The 15753-nt window shown below is 65.0% G+C and carries 15 protein-coding genes; 8 read left to right on the forward strand and 7 right to left on the reverse strand.

Annotated elements, in window-relative coordinates:
- Positions 1-338: 338 nt before the first annotated feature.
- The 3 genes from ligD to groL form a co-directional block, all read right to left on the reverse strand.
- A complete protein-coding gene (gene ligD, locus EN853_RS18765; RefSeq protein WP_127859672.1) occupies positions 339-2828 on the reverse strand; it encodes a DNA ligase D in 2490 nt (829 codons plus the stop codon).
- Between the two features lie 252 nt (positions 2829-3080).
- A complete protein-coding gene (locus tag EN853_RS18775; RefSeq protein ID WP_127859673.1) occupies positions 3081-3305 on the reverse strand; it encodes a hypothetical protein in 225 nt (74 codons plus the stop codon).
- A gap of 177 nt (positions 3306-3482) precedes the next feature.
- Positions 3483-5111, reverse strand: coding sequence for a chaperonin GroEL (gene groL / locus EN853_RS18780; RefSeq protein WP_127859674.1), 1629 nt, complete (start codon positions 5109-5111; stop codon positions 3483-3485).
- Positions 5112-5438: 327 nt separating this feature from the next.
- On the opposite strand from groL, the gene EN853_RS18785 reads away from it, so the two are divergent.
- The 3 genes from EN853_RS18785 to EN853_RS18795 all read left to right on the forward strand — a co-directional run bounded on the left by EN853_RS18785 (position 5439) and on the right by EN853_RS18795 (position 7502).
- On the forward strand, positions 5439-5936 hold the full coding sequence (locus tag EN853_RS18785) for an N-acetyltransferase (protein ID WP_127859675.1): 498 nt from the start codon (positions 5439-5441) through the stop codon (positions 5934-5936).
- 107 nt (positions 5937-6043) lie between these two features.
- Positions 6044-6268: a BA14K family protein gene (locus EN853_RS34625; protein WP_348631586.1), complete on the forward strand. Its 225-nt coding sequence runs from the start codon at positions 6044-6046 to the stop codon at positions 6266-6268.
- A gap of 226 nt (positions 6269-6494) precedes the next feature.
- A complete protein-coding gene (locus EN853_RS18795) occupies positions 6495-7502 on the forward strand; it encodes an aldo/keto reductase (protein ID WP_127859676.1) in 1008 nt (335 codons plus the stop codon).
- A gap of 107 nt (positions 7503-7609) precedes the next feature.
- On the opposite strand, the gene EN853_RS18800 is transcribed toward EN853_RS18795, so the two are convergent.
- Positions 7610-7834, reverse strand: a complete 225-nt coding sequence (locus tag EN853_RS18800; protein ID WP_127859677.1) for a hypothetical protein — start codon at positions 7832-7834, stop codon at positions 7610-7612.
- Between the two features lie 119 nt (positions 7835-7953).
- A complete protein-coding gene (locus tag EN853_RS18805; protein WP_127859678.1) occupies positions 7954-8583 on the reverse strand; it encodes a glutathione S-transferase family protein in 630 nt (209 codons plus the stop codon).
- Between the two features lie 400 nt (positions 8584-8983).
- Between EN853_RS18805 and EN853_RS18810 the strand changes: the two genes are divergently transcribed.
- The gene (locus tag EN853_RS18810) at positions 8984-9517 is read left to right on the forward strand and encodes an Hsp20/alpha crystallin family protein (RefSeq protein WP_127859679.1); all 534 of its coding nucleotides are present in this window, start codon (positions 8984-8986) and stop codon (positions 9515-9517) included.
- Positions 9518-9559: 42 nt separating this feature from the next.
- Here the strand turns inward: EN853_RS18810 and EN853_RS18815 are convergent, their stop codons facing one another.
- Positions 9560-10660: an NAD(P)/FAD-dependent oxidoreductase gene (locus tag EN853_RS18815; protein ID WP_127859680.1), complete on the reverse strand. Its 1101-nt coding sequence runs from the start codon at positions 10658-10660 to the stop codon at positions 9560-9562.
- Between the two features lie 98 nt (positions 10661-10758).
- Positions 10759-10992, reverse strand: a complete 234-nt coding sequence (locus EN853_RS18820) for a hypothetical protein (RefSeq protein WP_127859681.1) — start codon at positions 10990-10992, stop codon at positions 10759-10761.
- Positions 10993-11214: 222 nt separating this feature from the next.
- Here EN853_RS18820 and EN853_RS18825 point away from each other — a divergent pair, with 222 nt between their 5' ends.
- From EN853_RS18825 to EN853_RS18840, 4 genes are all read left to right on the forward strand, one after another.
- Complete coding sequence (locus EN853_RS18825) at positions 11215-11814, forward strand: DUF922 domain-containing protein (RefSeq protein WP_127859682.1); 600 nt, start codon at positions 11215-11217, stop codon at positions 11812-11814.
- Positions 11815-12272: 458 nt separating this feature from the next.
- A complete protein-coding gene (gene ugpC / locus EN853_RS18830; protein WP_127859683.1) occupies positions 12273-13349 on the forward strand; it encodes a sn-glycerol-3-phosphate ABC transporter ATP-binding protein UgpC in 1077 nt (358 codons plus the stop codon).
- Between the two features lie 36 nt (positions 13350-13385).
- A complete protein-coding gene (locus EN853_RS18835; protein ID WP_127859684.1) occupies positions 13386-14711 on the forward strand; it encodes an ABC transporter substrate-binding protein in 1326 nt (441 codons plus the stop codon).
- A 102-nt stretch (positions 14712-14813) separates the two neighbouring features.
- Positions 14814-15752, forward strand: a complete 939-nt coding sequence (locus EN853_RS18840; RefSeq protein WP_127859685.1) for a sugar ABC transporter permease — start codon at positions 14814-14816, stop codon at positions 15750-15752.
- Position 15753: the final 1 nt, after the last annotated feature.

Raw genomic sequence — 15753 nt, forward strand, 5'->3', positions numbered from 1 at the left:
GCTTCTTGGGACCATGCTCTTTGCAGCGCTTTTCGTCCGGAGGACGATTGGCGCCGTGGAAATCCTACACCGACCCTTCACCTTACAGCCGAATTCCTAGCGAAGTGTTCTTGGGCCGGGTTGGCGCGGAGGATAGTTCAAATTGTAGGAAGCGTCGATGGCCGCCGCCCCTCCTCGCCTCCGCGAGAGCGGGGGAGAGGTGGCTCGGCGAAGTCGAGACGGAGAGGGGGAATGGCGCGAGCCTTGATGCTTCGTGGCGCCCTGACCACACTCGCTGGCACTGCCCCCGCTCCGGCCGCTGCGCGGCCACCTCTCCCCCACTTCGTGGGGGCGAGGAACTAGCGCTCCACCACCGGCAGATCCCTGGCAAACTCATCGATCTCCGCCCAGGGATCGCCCGACGTCTCCAGCAGGCCCGGCAGCGAGGCGTAGTTCAAATCCTCCGGCGCGTCGATCGTCTCGAGATCGGTCCAGCTTACTGGCGTCGAGGCCGGCAAATTGGTGCGGGCGCGCAGCGAATAGGGTGCGGCGGAGGTGTGGCCGCGGGCGTTGCGGTGGAAGTCGATGAAGATGCGCTTCTTGCGGTTTTCCTTGCCCATGGTGGTGACAAACGTGTCCGGCGCGCTTGCCGCAAGCAAAGTCGAAATGGCGCTCGAGGCCTGGTGCAGTTTCTTCCAGTTCTGCTTCTGCGTCACCGGTACCGTGATGTGGATGCCCTTGCCGCCGGAGGTCTTGGCGAAAGGCACCAGGCCGAGGCTCTCCAGCCCGCCCTTGATATGGACGGCCGCCTCCACCACTTCGCGCCAGGAAATCCCCTCGCCCGGGTCGAGGTCGAAGACGATCTGGTCGGGCTTGTCGAGTTTCGTGCGATGCGTGCCCCAGGTGTGGAACTCCACCACGCCGAACTGCGCTAGCGCCAGATAGCCCTTGGCGTCCTCGACCGAGAGATAGGTCTTGGTCTCTCCTTCCGAATTGGTCGATTCGAACACCGCTACCGAAGGGGGCATGCCGGTGAAGGCGTGGCGCTGGAAAAAGCAATCCTGCGGCTTGCCGGTCGGGCAGCGCACCAGCGACACCGGACGGCCGATGATATGCGGCAGCATGAAATCGCCGACCAGCGCGTAATAGACGGCGATGTCGAGTTTTGTCGGCCCGGTCTTGCCGAACAGGCGGCGCTCCGGATTGGTCACCCAGATGGTGGCGAGGTCGGACTCCGCGATCAGCCGCTTGCGCTTGACCGGCACCGGCGTGGTCAGGCCGCCGACATCGCGCAGGCCCCGGAAGACGCCGTGGCGCAGCGCATTGTCGGCGGTGCGGTTGGAATAGTGGATGCGGGCCGACAGCAGCGGCTTCACCCAATGCATCTCGCGCATGATCTCGCGCGGCACGCCTTCCGGCGGCGTGGCGCCCGCCGTCAGCCGCTCCAGCCGGGCGAGCAGGTCCCGCGCCATGTCGCTGTCGAAGCCGGTGCCGACCTTGCCGCGGTAGTGCAATTCGCCGTCCTCGAACTCGGCCATGCCGAGTGCCGCCAGCCCCTCGGCCCGGTCGGAGATCGTGTAGCCGGCGATGATGAAATCGTCCTTCTGCAGCGCCTTGACCTTGGTCCAGCTCTTGGTGCGGCCGCTCTGGTAGATGGCGTCGGCGCGCTTGGAGACGACGCCTTCCAGCCCGAGTTCCGTCGCCTGCTCGTAAAGCCCGCGCCCGTCGCCCTCGACATGGTCGCTGAACTGGATGGCGGAGTTGGCGGCCTGGCCGGCGAGCAGTTCGGCAAGCAACGCCTTACGCTTCTGCAAGGGCGCCTTGCGCAGGTCCCAGCCGTCGAGATGGAGAAGATCGAAGGCGTAGAAATGCAGCTTCGAGCCGGCACCGGAAGACAGCGCGTCCTGCAGCAGCGCGAAGCGGGAGATGCCCTTGTCGTCGAGCACCATGATCTCGCCGTCGATGATCGCCCGGCTGACCGGCAGGCGCGAAAAAGCTTGAGGGAGGTCGCCGTAGCGCTTCGTCCAGTCGATGCCGCCGCGGGTGATCAGGCGCACCTCGCCGTCGACGACATGCGCCATGGTGCGGTAGCCGTCGAATTTTATCTCGTGCAGCCAGAGCTCGCCGGTGCGCTCCGCCGGATCATCGCCACCCGGCGGCTTCGGCACCTGGGTGGCAAGCTGCGGCTCGATGCGGCTCGGCGGCTCGCCCCTCACGGCGCCGGGCAACGCGCCCGGCTTTAGCGAGCCGGGCTTGGGCGGCAGGCGCGGCGGCTTCTTTTCGGCGACCAGTTCCTCGATGCGGCGGCCTGACTTCACGCTTTCCGGCCGCGCCTCGAGGATGTTGAGCGTGGTGTCGGCGGCAAGGTCGCGCTCCTTGAACAAGAGCCAGTTCTTCTTGTTCTCGTCCTCGCCGGGTTTCGGCTTCAGCCTGGTCAGCATCCAGCCGCCGTTCAGTTTTTGCCCGGCCAGCCGGAACTTGAAGGCGCCGGTGCGCAGGCTTTTCTCGACATCCTCCATCGGCGCCCAGGTGCCGGCGTCCCAGACGATCATCGGCCCGCCGCCATATTCGCCCTCGGGGATGACGCCCTCGAAGTCGATATATTCGATCGGATGGTCCTCGGTCTCGACGGCAAGACGCTTGTCGGCCGGGTTGAGCGAGGGCCCGCGCGGCACCGCCCAGCTCTTCAGCACGCCGCCGACTTCGAGGCGCAGGTCGTAGTGGTCGGCGGTGGCGTGGTGCTTGTGGACGACGAAGCGGTTGCCGCCGCCGACCGCTGGCCCGCCGGCGGGCTCAGGGGTCCTGCTGAATTCGCGCTTGGCCCGGTAGGATTTGAGCTTGGAGGGCATGGGTTAGGCGTCGAAGCGCAGAACGGACAATGGCAAAGGCCGCGTTCCTTCACGCCCCCCTCTGTCCTGCCGGACATCTCCCCCTCTAGGGGGGAGATTGGCAGTTCGAGCGCTGTCGCTGCGCTTAAAACGTCGGCGATTGGCGAAGGCAGTGGCGAGATCTGATCTCCCCCCTTGAGGGGGAGATGTCCGGCAGGACAGAGGGGGGCGCTGTCCCGCCGGCCTTGCCGTCGTCATCCCAGCAAAAGCCCTTCAATCGTCGGCAGCCGGCGTCAGTTCCAGCTCGGCCGGCGAAAGCCCTTGCCTCAGTTGCGAGAGCCGGAACTCGTCGACCCAATAGGCCTCGCCGTCGACCAGTACGCGCGCGCTATAGGCGCCGCCGGAAAAGCTCTGCGCGGTGACATAGACCTTGTGGCGGTCGAGCGCCTTCTTCACCGCCGCGCGGCGGGAATTTTCTCTGGCGACGGGACTGGCCATGGCCTCACTCGAAACACGCTGCCGCTGCAACAGCGGCTGCCTTAAGGATGGCGGAGAGCGGCGGGCGAGTCAATTTCGGCGCTGCGGCGGCGCTCACCCCGTCAGAGTCGACACGTTCTAACGCCGCTGAACTTCGCCATCGACGGCCTTGACCCGAAGATGGCGAAGCGGGCCGCCTCAATAATTCATTCCGGCTCCGGGAGGCATCGCCGAAGCGGCCTCGTTCTTCCGCTTTTCCGCCACCATCGCTTCGGTGGTGACCAGCAGCCCCGCGATGGAGGCGGCATCCTGCAGCGCGGTGCGCACCACCTTGGCGGGATCGATGACGCCTTGGCTGTAGAGATCGCCATAGACGCCGGTCTGCGCATTCCAGCCGAAAGAGAACTGCCCGTTCTCGCGCAGCCTGCCGACGATGATCGAGCCTTCGGCGCCCGCGTTCTCGGCGATCTGGCGCACCGGCGTTTCCAGCGCGCGGCGCACGATCTCGATGCCTGTCCTCTGGTCCGGGTTGTCGACAGCGGCAGCGTCGAGCGCCTTTGCGGCTCTCAGCAATGCCACGCCGCCGCCCGGCAGGATGCCTTCCTCAACCGCGGCGCGGGTGGCGTGCAGCGCGTCGTCGACGCGATCCTTGCGCTCCCGGACCTCGATCTCGGTCGAGCCGCCGACGCGGATCACCGCGACGCCGCCCGCGAGCTTGGCCAGACGCTCCTGCAGCTTCTCCTTGTCGTAGTCCGAGGTGGTCTCCTCGATCTGCTGCCTGATCTGGGCGACGCGGCCCTGGATCTCCTCCTTCCCCCCAGCGCCGTCGACGATGGTGGTGGCCTCTTTCTCGACCATCACCCTCCTGGCGCGCCCCAGCATCTCGAGCCTGACACTCTCCAGCTTGATGCCGAGATCTTCCGAGATGACCTGCCCGCCGGTGAGGATGGCGATGTCTTCCAGCATGGCCTTGCGGCGGTCACCGAAGCCCGGAGCCTTGACGGCGGCGATCTTCAGGCCGCCGCGCAACTTGTTGACGACAAGCGTTGCCAGGGCCTCGCCCTCGACGTCCTCGGCGATGATGAGCAGCGGCTTGGTGGACTGCACCACCGCCTCCAGGATCGGCAGCAGCGCCTGCAGGTTCGACAGCTTCTTCTCATGGATCAGAAGATAGGCGTCCTCCAGTTCGGCGCGCATCTTGTCCTGGTTGGTGATGAAGTAGGGCGAGAGATAGCCGCGGTCGAACTGCATGCCTTCGACGACTTCCAGTTCGGTGTTGGCGGTCTTGGCCTCCTCGACGGTGATGACGCCTTCATTGCCGACCTTCTGCATCGCCTCGGCCAGGAAGCGGCCGATCTCGGCATCGCCATTGGCCGAGATGGTGCCGACCTGGGCGATCTCGTCGTTTCGGGTCACCTTGCGGGCATTGGCCCTGATCTCGGCGACAACCGCCTCGACGGCCCGGTCGATGCCGCGTTTCAGGTCCATCGGGTTCATGCCGGCGGCCACGGCCTTCGCCCCTTCCCGCACAATGGTCTGCGCGAGCACGGTGGCGGTGGTGGTTCCGTCACCGGCGATGTCGCTGGTCCTCGAGGCCACCTCGCGCACCATCTGCGCGCCCATGTTCTCGAACTTGTCCACCAGCTCGATTTCCTTCGCCACCGTCACACCGTCCTTGGTGATGCGCGGGGCGCCGAACGACTTGTCGATGACGACGTTGCGGCCTTTCGGGCCGAGCGTCACCTTTACCGCGTCGGCCAGGATATCGACGCCGCGCAGCATCCTGTCGCGGGCCTCGGTGTGGAATTTCACTTCCTTGGCAGCCATGGATCCCTCCCTCCGCGAGGCTTTGCAACCGGACCCCGCGCGCTTATCGCAACTAGTCTGACGCGAAGGGGTTTCAAGAGCGGCGGCCGGAAATTTTCGGTTTCCGGCCTACTTCAACGCGCTGTAATCATGAGGTTATTCGGGATAGCAGAAGCGGAGGCAGCGGCTTTCTTCGCGCTGCCGGGCCCTGTGCGGCGCAGCATCGGAACACTTCGCCCCCGTCAGTCCGTTCAAAGGGACCCCGGCCGGCGGCCTTGCCAGACCCTCTGACAGGCTGCAGAAGTGGCCGTGCCGCCGCTTTGTGCCGGCGGAGCAAAGGAGGCGGCAATGGTTCACATCCGGGCGATGGCAAAGAACGACATCGCGGCCGTCTCGCGGCTGCTCGGCCAGTCCTGGCGGCGGACCTATTCGCCGATCATGGGCGAGGACACCGTTGCCCGGCTCTCCGACGAGAAGCATGCGCCGGAGAAGCTCGCGGCCGAACTTGCCGACGACGACAAGATGTCGTTCGTGGCCGAGCGGACGGACGGCTCGATCGCCGGCTATGCCATGGCGGCGATGGACGGGAATGGCGACGTCACGCTCAACCGGCTGCATGTCGAGCCGGCAGAATTCGGCATGGGTCTGGCGGTCGATCTCCTGCACGCGGTGCTTGCCGCCCATGCCGGCATTCCCTCGATCGCGCTGGAGGTGATCGAGGGCAACGACCGGGCCATCGCCTTCTATCGCAAGCACGGATTCGAGGTGGTCGAGCGCCGCCCGGCTGCGCATGGCGTCGGCGGTCACGCCTCGCTGATCATGCGCCGGTTGCTGCCGATGGCGTAGATGGCCGGTCAGGCGGCGGTCCGCGGCCGCAGCGCCTGCATCACACCTTCCTAGAAGGCGCCGCCGGCGGCGTCTATTGCTACAACGGCTATCGAGGCTATTGGCGCGTGCGGCCCGGCTACCATTACTACAACGGCTACTGGTTCCCGGCCGCCGCCTTCGTGGCCGGCGTCGCGGCGGCCACGGTCGCGCCGCCGCCCCGCCCGGCGGCGCGCCTGGCCGCCACGCATGTGCGCTGGTGCTCGGAGCGCTACGTCTCCTACCGCGCGTGGGACAGCAGCTACCAGCCCTATGACGGGCCCCGGCAGCAATGCTGGTCGCCTTATAGCTGAGTTGAGCGGCTGTTCGCCGAGAGCGGCGATCCGGGTGGTTCCGTCAGGGTCCCGAGGGAGTGGATCGGCCGGAACCACCCGCCCGCCTTGTGTCCTTCCCAAGACGATCGCACCATACTCCCTTGCCTTCTGCCTCCCTTGATCTTGATCAAGCCGACGCGGCTGGACGTGTTCCGTTCCGGCCCTATAATTTCGCGGGCGCTAATTCTTCACCGGAGACAGACAGATGAGCCTGGGCAAGCAGAAACTCGGCAGCCAGGGGCTCGTCGTCTCCTCGATCGGCCTCGGCTGCATGGGCATGAGCCAGTCCTACGGCCCGGCCGACGAAGCGGAATCGATCGCGACGATCCACCGGGCGATCGAGCTCGGCTGCACCTTCCTCGACACGGCCGAGGTCTATGGGCCTTTCATCAACGAGGAGCTGCTCGGCCGCGCGCTGAAGGGCCGGCGCGACCAGGTGACGATCGCGACAAAATTCGGCTTCCGCATCGTCGACGGCAAGCAGGACGGCACCGGCCGCGACAGCCGCCCCGAGCATATCCGCGAGGCAGTGGACGGCTCGCTGCAGCGGCTCGCCACCGACCACATCGACCTCATCTACCAGCACCGCGTCGACCCGGACGTTCCGATGGAGGATGTCGCCGGCACGGTCGGCGAGCTGGTGGCGGAAGGCAAGGTGCGCTTCTTTGGCCTGTCGGAGGCGGGCATCGCCAACATCCGCCGCGCGCATCAAGTGCATCCGGTCTCGGCGCTGCAGAGCGAATATTCGCTGTGGGAGCGCAACCTGGAACCCGAGATCATCCCGGCGCTTGCCGAGCTCGGCATCGGCCTGGTGCCGTTCGCGCCGCTCGGCCGCGGTTTCCTCGCCGGCGACGTCAAACGTGCCGAGGATTATCCGGAAGGCGATTTCAGGCGCGGCGACCCGCGCTACCAGGGCGAGAATTTCGACTTGAATGTCGCGGCGGCCGCCACGGTGCGCGACATCGCCGCGGCAAAAGGCGTCAAGCCCGGCCAGGTGGCGATTGCCTGGCTGCTCGCCAAGGGGCCGGAATTCGGCATCGACATCGTGCCGATCCCCGGCACCAAGCGGCGGACCTATCTTGAAGAAAATGTCGCGGCGGCCGACATCGAGCTCGACGCCACCGAGATGCTCGGGCTCGACATGGCGCTCTCGCCCGACAAGGTGTCGGGGCCGAGGTACAACGAGCGGACCATGTCGATGGTGGACCGGTAGGGCGGCATTCCTGGTGGATCACCTCTGACGCTGGCGGGGCGTCCCCTTCCGTCCTGTCGGACAGAGGGCGAAGGAATGCTACCTGGCAGTCTTTGCCGTTGAGCGCATCACTTCTTGCAATCCACCATCGCTTCCATCGCCTTCCTGGCCTCGCCCTCGCTGGCATATTTCTTCTTGCCGAGATCGATAACCAAGGTCCCGTCAGGTTTCTTCGGCACGATCTCGCACTGCTTCGAGACGGCATCCCTGGCGACCCAATATTCCTCGGCCGCCATGGCGGGCAGGCCGGCAATGCCAGCGGCGAGGATTGCGATGACGATGGGGCGAACCATGCTGGCCTCCATTGCGCGCGTTGCGGGCGGCGCTTCGGGCTGACAGCGCCGGCGCGCTGCTTTTCGGAAACGCCCCGCCGCGACTTCCGTTCCGGCAACTTCGTGGAAGCGCGCTTCGCTCAACCGCCCGAATGCGGATCGATGCTGTAGGGATGCACCGGATAGCCCGGGCCGATCGTCTCGCTCACCCGATCGATCCAGGCGCTGACCGCGGGATAATCGGCAAGCGAAAAGCCGCAATCCTCGGCGCGGTGGCTGTAGGCATAGACGGCGATGTCGGCGATGGTGAGCGAGCCACCGACGAGGAACGGCGTGACCTGCAGGCTGCGCTCGAGAGCGCCGAGCGCGCGGGTACCCGCCTCGCGCTTACCGGGAACAAGCGCCTGGTTGCGTTCCAGCCGTCCGGTCAGCGTCCAGAAGCGCAGCGAGCCAATGACCGGCTCGACATAATACTGCTCGAAGAACAGCCACTGCATGACCTTGGCGCGCGCAAGGCGGTCCGCCGGCAGGTAGGGCGTGCCCTCCGCGACGCAGGTGAGGATCGCGTTGGACTCGGCGATCGCCTGGCCATTTTCCACCGCGAGCACGGGAACGGCACCGGCTGGATTGAGCTTGAGGAAGGCCTCCGTGCGGCTTTCGCCCTCGAAGATCGACACCATACGTGTCTCGTAACCGATGCCGAGCAGCCCGAGCAGGACGCGGACCTTCCAGGCGTTTTGCGACGGCAGGTAGTCGTAGAGCGTGAGCATGGCTGGATCCCTCCCTTGGCAACGATTGGCTTCGCATGCCGCGATCACGAGCGCCACCCGATTTATGCGGCGATCCGCTGGCGTGGAGGCTCCAGGATCTCGACCAGCCTCGCCCCTATGCTCCCGGCAAGCGGCCGGCATCCGAGCTCCATGATCAAATCTGCCGGCAGACGGAATACGGGTCTTGACTTCGGTCGGACAGCTTCCAGATCGACACTTGCCGGTTGCCTGAGGGGACCGGCGACGCCGCCGGTTTGCCGGCCGCGGCTTGTTGGCCACGATTTGCGGGCCATGTGGGTAACGGACCCGATGCGACGGCGCGGTTCGACTTGAGAGTCTCACGATCCCAGGCCAGGACATTCGACGACATCCTGACGCGACCAGATGAGGAGGAAATGCAATGGCAATCCGTGATCTCATTCCCTGGGGCCGGGAGAGCAGCCAGCTCTCCGACATGTATCGCGATCTCCAACGTGGGGGCGACCCCTTCATGACGTTGCATCGCGAAATGAACCGCCTGTTCGACGACGCCATGCGCGGCTTCGAAACGCGCATGCCGTCGTTTGGCGCAGCCTTTGCCGGGCAAGCCTGGCCAAGTGTGGAAATCTCCGACAGCGAGACGGAGATCCACGTGACCGCAGAGATTCCCGGCATGGATGAAAAAGATATCGAGGTGCTGCTCGACGACGGCGTGTTGACGCTGCGCGGCGAGAAGCGCGCCGAAACCGAGGACAAGGGCAAGCAATTCTCCGAACGCTTCTACGGCCGTTTCGAGCGGCGCATCCCGATCGGCACCGAAGTCGAGGAAGACAAGGTCCACGCCAGCTTCCGCAACGGCGTGCTCACCGTGGCGCTGCCCAAGACCAAGCGCGCCCAGACCAAAGCCAGGCGCATCGCCGTCAACGAAGGCAAGGCTAGCAGCGCGAAGCATTGAGGGCCTGGCGCCCCTCTCCCTTGTCGGGGACGGGGCGCACTTTCACCCCCGCTTCTTGATATCGGCGGCCACCGCCTGCGCCTCGATGCCGATCTCGCGCAACAGGCCGGTGACCGGATTGTGGAAGCCGATGAGATAGACGCCGAGGTCGGCTGCTCGTTGATTGACGCCGCTCTTTGCCGGCCGCAGCTCCGCAGGCAGGAAGCCGTCATAGCCCGGCCGGTAGCCGGTGGCGAAGATCACCGCGTCGAATTTCAGCTCGCGCCCGTCGGCGAATTTCGCGCCGTCCTCGGTGAAGCGGACGATGTCGGGAACAATGCCGATCCTGCCCGCCTTGATCGCCGCCACGGTGCCGACATCGATGACCGGAATGCGGCCGGCGTCGATCTGCGCAAGAATGCCGGTCTTCGGCCGCACGATGCCGTATTTCTCCAGCCTGCCCAGCGCTAGGTCGAGGATCTTTGGGAACATCCAGTCGTTCAACGCCTGCGGCATCGGCCGGCTGGCGATGCCGACCATCTGGATCGGCACGCCGAAGAGCTGGCGCGGCACGATGTGGACGCCCTTGCGCACCGAGATCGCCGGACGGGCGCCGGACTCGGCAAGATCGAGCGCGATCTCGGCGCCGGTGTTGCCCATGCCGATGACCAGCACATTCCTGCCGACATAGGGAGCGGCCTCGGTGTAGGCGGCGCTGTGCAGCACTTCGCCCTTGAACGCCTCGATGCCGGCGAAGCCCGGCACGATCGGCTCGGCATTGTTGCCGGTGGCGACGACGATCTTCCTGGCGCCGATGTCGCCCGCGTCGGTCTCGACCAGGAATTTCCCGCCCGCGCGGCGGATCGATTTCACCGTCACGCCGAAGCGCGGCTTCAGGCCGAAGCGCTGGGCATAGGCATCGAGATAGGCGACCACCTTTTCGCGCGGGACATAGCGGGGGTGGCTTTTGGGGAACGGCACGAAGGGCAGCGAGGAGAAGGATTTCACCGTGTGCAGATGCAGCCGCCGGTAATGCCGCCGCCAGGCCGGCGCCACCTCGCCGGCCTTTTCGAGGATGGTGAAATCCATGCCCGCCTGTTTCAGGCAGGCGGCGACGGCCAGCCCCGCCGGCCCCGCGCCGACAATGACAACGTTGGTGTCCATGCTCCCCTCCTCCCGAAAGGCGATGTCAGGCTATGCCGGGAAATGTCGCAGGGGCAAGTAGGGAGAAGCACCTACCAGGAGGAAGAGAAGGAGAGGCCCTACTCCATCCCACCCGGCACCTGCGGAACGTCTTCGGGCGGCTCGAGGATATCGATCAGCTTCGTCACCCTGGCGCTGGGCATCGCACGGCCCTCGTTGATCAGCGCCTCGTCGGCGCCGATCCAGGCGAAAGCCTCGCGCAGCTCCTCGAGGCTGGCGCCGGTGAGCGCGATGTCGGCGATCACAGCCTCGTCGACCGGGCCAAGCACGGAAATGATCTCGTTGCGGGTCATGGCAGCCTCCCCATGGTCGAGACGATGGCATAGAAACGACCGGCGGGCGCGGGGGTTCCGCCGTCATCAATGCCGGCGCCGGCCGCCAAAGTTTCCGCCTGGCAAATCCCCTCTCCTGCGATTTCCAACACTTGGCTATCGCTAGGAAGTTGAAATCGCTTTCTCCCCCATAAGGAGGAAGCTAGAACCGCGCTTCTCATCCGCAATCTACCCGAGAGTCCCATGAAGCTCGTCCTCCTCCTTGCCGCACTGCTCCTTCCCTCGCCAGCGCTTGCCGACTGGAAGCCGGTCGAGAAGGTCGCGCCCTATGCCATCTCGGGCCAGACGGTGGAGGAGCTCTATGTCTCGATCGGCGAGAAGGGGCCGGTCATCGGCAAGGACCCGGCGGGCAATGAGCGGCGGGCGATCGCGCACACTTTCTTCAAGCTGACCTGGCAGCGGGACTACAGGCCGGAGAACGGCGCCTGCGTGCTGAAGACGGCGCGGCCGAAGCTTATCATCACCTACACGCTGCCGAAGCCCGCCGGGAAACTTGCCCCGGCCGTCAAGGCGCGCTGGGATTCCTTCGCCGCCGGGCTCGCCGCGCATGAGAAGGTGCACGGCGCCGGCATCGTCGAGATGGTGGACAAGATCGTCGCCTTCAGCGTCGGCCTCACCGTCGCCGACGACCCCGGCTGCACGAAGATCAGGGCGGAGCTGACGCAATATCTCGACCAGCTCTCCAGGGCGCAGCGCCAGGCCAGCCGCGATTTCGACAAGGTCGAGTTCGGACCGGGCGGGAACCTGCAGAAGCTGATCGCGGGGTTTTTGATTGGCGATTGAAAAGGGCTGAGCGGCACCTGTCGGTTTCCTCGCCCGACACGGCGAGCAGAGCCGCAATGGAAGCAACCAGCAGCGCTCGAACTTGGACAGTCCGCAACCGACCCCCATTCCGCGAATGGTCACCGGTCAGATTCTCTCGGCCAGGTCGAGGCTTATGTATTAGTAATTACTAATGTATATTTACCGTCATTCTACGAATTGTCGGCGGCGCGGCGCGGCTTGACTTGGCCTCGCAGCCGGCATCGCTCATTTTTCCCCAGCGACAAAAGTATAAGCGTGCGCGCCGCCGCTTTACAGGCGGATTTGGTAGCGCTACCGTTTCACAGTCGCGTGACCCGGGGGGAGCTGGGGCAGACGTCGCCGACTCCAGTGGTGGATGCTTGTCGGCATCCGTTTCAGCCACACCTGATACAAACGGCTCCCCGCGAGACTTCGCAGGGACCATCGGGAGGAATGCGATGGCGTCTGTCGCGATTGGCGATGTCTACAAATCGTTCGGGGCTACGCAGATCCTGCATGGCGTCAGCGTCGACATAGACGACGGCGAGTTCGTCACGCTGGTCGGACCCTCGGGCTGCGGAAAATCGACGCTTCTCAGGATGATCGCAGGGCTGGAAAAAATCTCGCGCGGCCATATCTCGATCGGCAGCCGCATCGTCAACGACGTTGCGCCGAAGGAGCGCGACGTGGCCATGGTCTTCCAGAACTACGCGCTCTATCCGCACATGACCGTTGCCGAGAACATGGCGTTCTCGCTCATGCTCAAGGGCGTCCCGAAGGCGGAAAGCGATACGGGCGTGAAGCGGGCGGCCGAAATCCTCGGGCTGGTGCCGCTTTTGTCGCGCTATCCGCGCCAGCTTTCGGGCGGCCAGCGGCAGCGCGTCGCCATGGGCCGCGCCATCGTGCGCAACCCGCAGGTGTTCCTCTTCGACGAGCCGCTCAGCAATCTCGACGCCAAGCTGCGCGTGCAGATGCGCGCCGAGATCAAGGAACTGCACCAGCGGCTGAAGACGACGACCATCTACGTCACCCACGACCAGATCGAGGCCATGACCATGGCCGACAAGATCGTGGTCATGCATGACGGCATCGTCGAGCAAATCGGACCGCCGCTGGAGCTCTACGACCGGCCGAATAACCTCTTCGTCGCGAGCTTCATCGGCTCGCCCGCCATGAACCTGCTCAAGGGCACATTCGCCAACGATGGCGCGCCGTCCTTCCGGGGCGCGGGAGGCGTTTCAGTGCCCTTGCCGAAACCAGCCTCTATCAGCAGCGGCGAAGCCATCGTCCTGGGCGTTCGGCCCGAGCATCTGCGGCTGGCCGACGATGGCATCCCGGTCACCGTGGTGGTGATCGAGCCGACGGGCTCGGAAGTGCAGATCATCGGCCGGACCGCCGGCGGCGAGGATATCGTCGCCAATTTCCGGGAGCGCCATTCCTTCGCGCCGGGAGACACCATCCGACTATCGGTCGAGCCCGGGCCCATCCATCTGTTCCACGGCAAGACCGGCCAGCGGATCGAAGCGGCGCGATAAGCCACCCAGCGAGGAAACACACAGGAGGAGACGAGCATGAAGTTCACCAGACGCGACGTGATCCGCACGACCGCCGGCGCGGCCGCCGGAGCCTTGGGCAGCCGCTTCGTCGGCTCGACCGCCTTTGCCCAGGACACCCTGACCTACAAGCCCGAGGACGGTGCGAAGCTCAGGCTGCTGCGCTGGTCGCCTTTCGTGCAGGGCGACGAGGACCAGTGGCTGAAGAACACGAAGCGGTTCACCGAGGCGACCGGCGTGGAGGTTCGTGTCGACAAGGAAAGCTGGGAAGACATCCGGCCCAAGGCGGCGGTCGCCGCCAATGTCGGTTCCGGCCCGGACCTGATGCTCGTCTGGTTCGACGATCCGCATCAGTATCCCGACAAGCTGCTCGACGTGACCGAACTCGGCGACCATCTCGGCAAGAAGTATGGCGGCTGGCACGACGGCCCGAAACAGTATGCGACGCGCGAGGGCAAGTTCCTCGGCCTGCCGTTGGCCACCATCGGCAATGCCATCGTCTATCGCGAAAGCTGGGTGAAGGAAGCCGGTTTCTCGGAATTTCCGAAGGACACGGCCGGCTTCCTCGAGCTTTGCAAGGCATTGCAGGCGAAGGGACATCCGGCCGGTTTCACGCATGGCCATGGCGTCGGCGATGGCAACAACTATGCTCATTGGCTGCTCTGGAGCCATGGCGGCCAGATGGTCGACGAGAAGGGCAAGGTCACCATCAACAGCCCCGAGACGCTGAAGGCGATCGAATACGCGCAGCAGCTCTACAAGACCTTCATTCCCGGAACTGAAAGCTGGCTCGACGTGAACAACAACCGTGCCTTCCTGGCCGGCGAAGTGAGCGTCATCGCCAACGGCATTTCCGTCTACAACACGGCCAAGGTCAACAAGGACAAGGATCCGAAACTGACCGAAATCGCCAAGGACATGCGCACGACCAACCTGCCGATCGGCCCGGTCGGGAAATCGGTCGAGCTGTTCCAGGTGACGACGGCCGTCATCTTCAACTACACGCCCTACCCCAACGCGGCCAAAGCCTATCTGCAGTTCATGTTCGAGGACCCGCAGATGTCGGACTGGATCACGTCGTCGGCCGGCTATTGCTGCCAGACGCTGAAGGCCTTCGACAGCAACCCGGTATGGAAGGCCGATCCGAACAACGCGGCTTACGCGAAAGCCTCGGCGACGCTGCGTCCCAACGGCTATGCCGGGCCGCTCGGCTATGCCTCGGCCGCGACTATGGCCGACTATGTGCTGGTCGACATGTTCGCCAAGGCGGTGACGGGCCAGGCCACGCCGCAGGAGGCAATGGAAGAGGCCGAGAAGCGCGCCAACCGCTACTATCGCGTCTGATCCTGTTCGACCTCAGCCGGGGTGGCACGTCTTTCGGAGGCGTGCGGAAGAAGGGCTGCCGCCCCGGCCGTTCCACCAGACCTCGCACAGGGAGCCCGCGCCATGGCCGTGCCATCCGTTGCCATTCAGCAACGTCCGTCGATGCTTTCGCGGCTGGCCGAGAGCCGCAACACCCTGGGCCTCGGCTTCATGCTGCCGGCGGCGGCGTTGCTCCTGGTCTTTCTCACCTATCCGCTGGGGCTCGGCATTTGGCTCGGCTTCACCGACACCCGCATCGGCCGGCCAGGCATCTTCATAGGCATCGAGAACTATCAATATCTGTGGAGCGACGGCGTCTTCTGGCTCTCCGTCTTCAACACCTTGCTTTACACGATAAGCGCTTCGATCCTGAAGTTCGTGCTCGGCCTCTGGCTGGCGCTCATCCTCAACGAGAAATTGCCGTTCAAATCCTTCTTCCGCGCGATCGTCCTGCTGCCCTGGGTGGTGCCGACGGTGCTGTCGGCCATCGCCTTCTGGTGGATTTACGATTCGCAGTTTTCGATCCTGTCCTGGGCGCTGCAGCAGATGGGATTGATCGACCACCGGATCAATTTCCTCGGCGACCCGACCAATGCGCGCGCCTCGGTCATCGCTGCCAATGTCTGGCGCGGCATTCCATTCGTCGCCATCACGCTGCTCGCCGGTCTGCAGACGATCCCGCAATCGCTCTATGAAGCTGCCACGCTCGACGGCGCCAGCCGCTGGCAACTGTTCCGCCATGTGACGCTGCCGCTGTTGACGCCGATCATCGCCATCACCATGACGTTTTCGGTGCTGTTTACCTTCACCGACTTCCAGCTCATCTACGTGCTGACCCGCGGCGGGCCGGTGAACGCCACCCATCTGATGGCGACATTGTCGTTCCAGCGCGGCATCTCAGGGGGCCAGCTCGGCGAAGGCGCGGCAATCGCCGTCGCCATGATCCCCTTCCTGCTGGCGGCGATCCTGTTCAGCTATTTCGGCCTGCAACGGCGCAGGTGGCAGCAAGGCGGCGGAGACTGAC

This window comes from Mesorhizobium sp. M1C.F.Ca.ET.210.01.1.1 (assembly GCF_004791585.1).
Lineage (GTDB): Bacteria > Pseudomonadota > Alphaproteobacteria > Rhizobiales > Rhizobiaceae > Mesorhizobium.

Excerpts from the sequence above, each read along its gene's own strand:
- groL (WP_127859674.1), bottom strand. The coding sequence starts at position 5,111 with ATGGCTGCCAAGGAAGTGAAATTCCACACCGAGGCCCGCGACAGGATG.
- EN853_RS18815 (WP_127859680.1), bottom strand. The coding sequence starts at position 10,660 with ATGGACACCAACGTTGTCATTGTCGGCGCGGGGCCGGCGGGGCTGGCC.
- EN853_RS18825 (WP_127859682.1), top strand. The coding sequence starts at position 11,215 with ATGAAGCTCGTCCTCCTCCTTGCCGCACTGCTCCTTCCCTCGCCAGCG.
- EN853_RS18800 (WP_127859677.1), bottom strand. The coding sequence starts at position 7,834 with ATGGTTCGCCCCATCGTCATCGCAATCCTCGCCGCTGGCATTGCCGGC.
- EN853_RS18805 (WP_127859678.1), bottom strand. The coding sequence starts at position 8,583 with ATGCTCACGCTCTACGACTACCTGCCGTCGCAAAACGCCTGGAAGGTC.
- EN853_RS18775 (WP_127859673.1), bottom strand. The coding sequence starts at position 3,305 with ATGGCCAGTCCCGTCGCCAGAGAAAATTCCCGCCGCGCGGCGGTGAAG.
- EN853_RS18840 (WP_127859685.1), top strand. The coding sequence starts at position 14,814 with ATGGCCGTGCCATCCGTTGCCATTCAGCAACGTCCGTCGATGCTTTCG.
- EN853_RS18785 (WP_127859675.1), top strand. The coding sequence starts at position 5,439 with ATGGTTCACATCCGGGCGATGGCAAAGAACGACATCGCGGCCGTCTCG.
- ligD (WP_127859672.1), bottom strand. The coding sequence starts at position 2,828 with ATGCCCTCCAAGCTCAAATCCTACCGGGCCAAGCGCGAATTCAGCAGG.
- EN853_RS18820 (WP_127859681.1), bottom strand. The coding sequence starts at position 10,992 with ATGACCCGCAACGAGATCATTTCCGTGCTTGGCCCGGTCGACGAGGCT.
- EN853_RS18810 (WP_127859679.1), top strand. The coding sequence starts at position 8,984 with ATGGCAATCCGTGATCTCATTCCCTGGGGCCGGGAGAGCAGCCAGCTC.
- EN853_RS18835 (WP_127859684.1), top strand. The coding sequence starts at position 13,386 with ATGAAGTTCACCAGACGCGACGTGATCCGCACGACCGCCGGCGCGGCC.
- EN853_RS18795 (WP_127859676.1), top strand. The coding sequence starts at position 6,495 with ATGAGCCTGGGCAAGCAGAAACTCGGCAGCCAGGGGCTCGTCGTCTCC.
- ugpC (WP_127859683.1), top strand. The coding sequence starts at position 12,273 with ATGGCGTCTGTCGCGATTGGCGATGTCTACAAATCGTTCGGGGCTACG.